This is a genomic window from Actinoplanes sp. NPDC048791 (assembly GCF_040650095.1).
Lineage (GTDB): Bacteria > Actinomycetota > Actinomycetes > Mycobacteriales > Micromonosporaceae > Actinoplanes.
In genome coordinates, this window is the sequence record NZ_JBEZGQ010001260.1 from 1 (window position 1) to 2134 (window position 2134).

The 2134-nt window shown below is 73.4% G+C and carries 3 protein-coding genes; all 3 read left to right on the forward strand.

Features of this window, described 5'->3' with window-relative positions; translation table 11 throughout:
- The first annotated feature begins 150 nt into the window (after positions 1–150).
- Entirely contained in the window at positions 151–768 is a 618-nt protein-coding gene (locus AB0C29_RS45125) for a nucleotidyltransferase family protein (protein ID WP_360834066.1), read from the forward strand.
- A complete protein-coding gene (locus AB0C29_RS45130) occupies positions 758–1657 on the forward strand; it encodes a MoxR family ATPase (protein ID WP_360834068.1) in 900 nt (299 codons plus the stop codon). Before AB0C29_RS45125 ends, AB0C29_RS45130 begins: the two co-directional genes overlap by 11 nt.
- Positions 1654–2134, forward strand: a 481-nt coding sequence (locus AB0C29_RS45135; protein ID WP_360834070.1) for an SRPBCC family protein, incomplete at its 3' end; no start/stop codon positions are given. The genes AB0C29_RS45130 and AB0C29_RS45135, both read left to right, overlap by 4 nt.

A 2134-nucleotide genomic window follows, 5' to 3' on the forward strand; every position in this document is an offset into this window, starting at 1 on the left:
GCCGGCCGCGGAGGCGCCCGCGGCGCCGCGGACCGCGATCGACCCGGTCTGCGGCATGACCGTCGTGATCGGACCGGACGCGATCACGGCGGAGGACCACTACTTCTGCGGTACGGGCTGCCGGACCGCCTTCCTCGCGCGGGTCTGACGGTGTTCGTCACCTGTGTCGTCCTCGCGGCGGGCAACTCCGCCCGCTTCCGGACCGGATCCGGCTCCCGCCCCGGCCCGGGGACCAAGCAGTTGCTGCCGTACCGGGGCCGGACGCTGGTGGACGCCGCGCTCGACACCGCCCGGGCCGGCCCGTTCGCGCAGCGGATCGTCACGCTGGGGGAGTCGGCCGCCGCGATCCGGGCCGGCGTCGACCTGACCGGCTTCCTGGCCGTCGACGTGCCCGCCGCGGGCAATGGCTGCGGGGCTTCGGTCAGCACGGCGGTCGGCTCGGTGGATCCCCGGGCCGCAGGGCTGGTGCTGCTGCTGGGTGATCAGCCGCAGGTCACGGCCCGGGCGGTCGCCGACCTGATCGCGATCGCCGGTGGCAGTGCGCTCGGCGTCTGCCGTTACGACGACGGGCCGGGGCATCCGTTCTGGTTCCGGCGGGACCTGTTCGCCGCGTTGCGAGGGCTGCACGGCGACAAGGCGGTGTGGAAGCTGCTGCACTCCGGCGACCACCCGGTCACCGAGGTGCCGGTGGCCGGGCCGGTGCCGGTCGACGTCGACACCTGGGCCGACTACGAGCGCCTGCTGACCGGAGACCACCTTGTCGGCTGATCAGTTCGCCGCGCCGGCCGGCGGCCCCGACGAGGTGCGGCAGCGGCTCGACGCCGTCGACTACCTCGTCGACGACGGGCTGGCGATGGCGCTGTTCCTCGCCCTGCGGCTGGGCCGGCCGTTGCTGCTCGAAGGTGAACCCGGCGTCGGCAAGACCGCCGCGGCCAAGGCCCTGGCCCGGGTGCTGGACACCACGCTGATCCGGTTGCAGTGCTACGAGGGCCTGGGCGTGCCCGAGGCCCTCTACGAGTGGAACCACCAACGGCAGCTGCTCGCCATCCGGCTGGCCGAGGCGCGGTCGGAGAAGCTCGGCGAGGCGGACCTGTTCACCGCCGAGTTCCTGCTGGAACGGCCCATCCTGCGGGCCGTCCGCGACCCCGGGCCGGTGCCGCCGGTGCTGCTCATCGACGAGATCGACCGGGCCGACGACGAGTTCGAGGCGCTGCTGTTCGAGTTCCTGGGCGAGGCCGCGGTCACCGTCCCGGAGCTCGGCACGTTCACGGCCGCGCGCCCGCCCGTGGTGGTGCTGACCTCCAACCGCAGCCGCGAACTGCACGACGCCCTGCGCCGGCGCTGCCTCTACCACTGGATCGACTACCCGTCGGCCGGCCGGGCCGCGGAGATCCTGCGCCGTACGGTGCCGGGCGCGGACGCGGCGCTGATCCACGCCGCCACGGCGTTCGTCGGCCGGGTCCGCGGACTCGACCTCGACAAGGCGCCGGGGATGGCCGAGACCATCGACTGGGTCGGCGCGCTGTCGGCCCTGGGCGTCACAGAGCTCATCCCCGACCAGGTGGTCCGCACGCTCGGCGCGATCGCGAAGACCCCCGACGACCGTGACCTGATCACGGCGGCCCTCACGGCCGGAACCCAGGAGAGGCGACCATGAAGATCACCAACGAGTTCACGGTGCCCACGCCGATCGAGCGGGCCTGGGCGGTGCTCACCGACCTCGAGGGCATCGCCCCGTGCCTGCCCGGTGCCCAGCTCACCGGGGTCGACGGGGACACCTACTCGGGCAAGGTCAAGGTCAAGGTCGGGCCGGTGGTGTCGGACTTCGCGGGCACGGCCCGCTTCGTCGAGAAGGACGACACGGCCCACCGCGCGGTGATCGACGCGAAGGGACGCGACGCGCGCTCGGCCGGCAACGCGACCGCGCTGGTGACGGCGCAGCTGCGGGCGGACGGGGACCGGACGGTGGTCTCGGTCGACACGGACCTGAAGATCTCCGGCAAGCTGGCCCAGTTCGGCAGCGGGATGATCAAAGAGGTGATGACTCAGGCCGTCGGCGAACCGCACCGGGTGGCGGAGCTGGGTGGCCCAGTAGGCCGGATCGGTGGCCTGCGCGGCGGTGATCCAGGTGCCG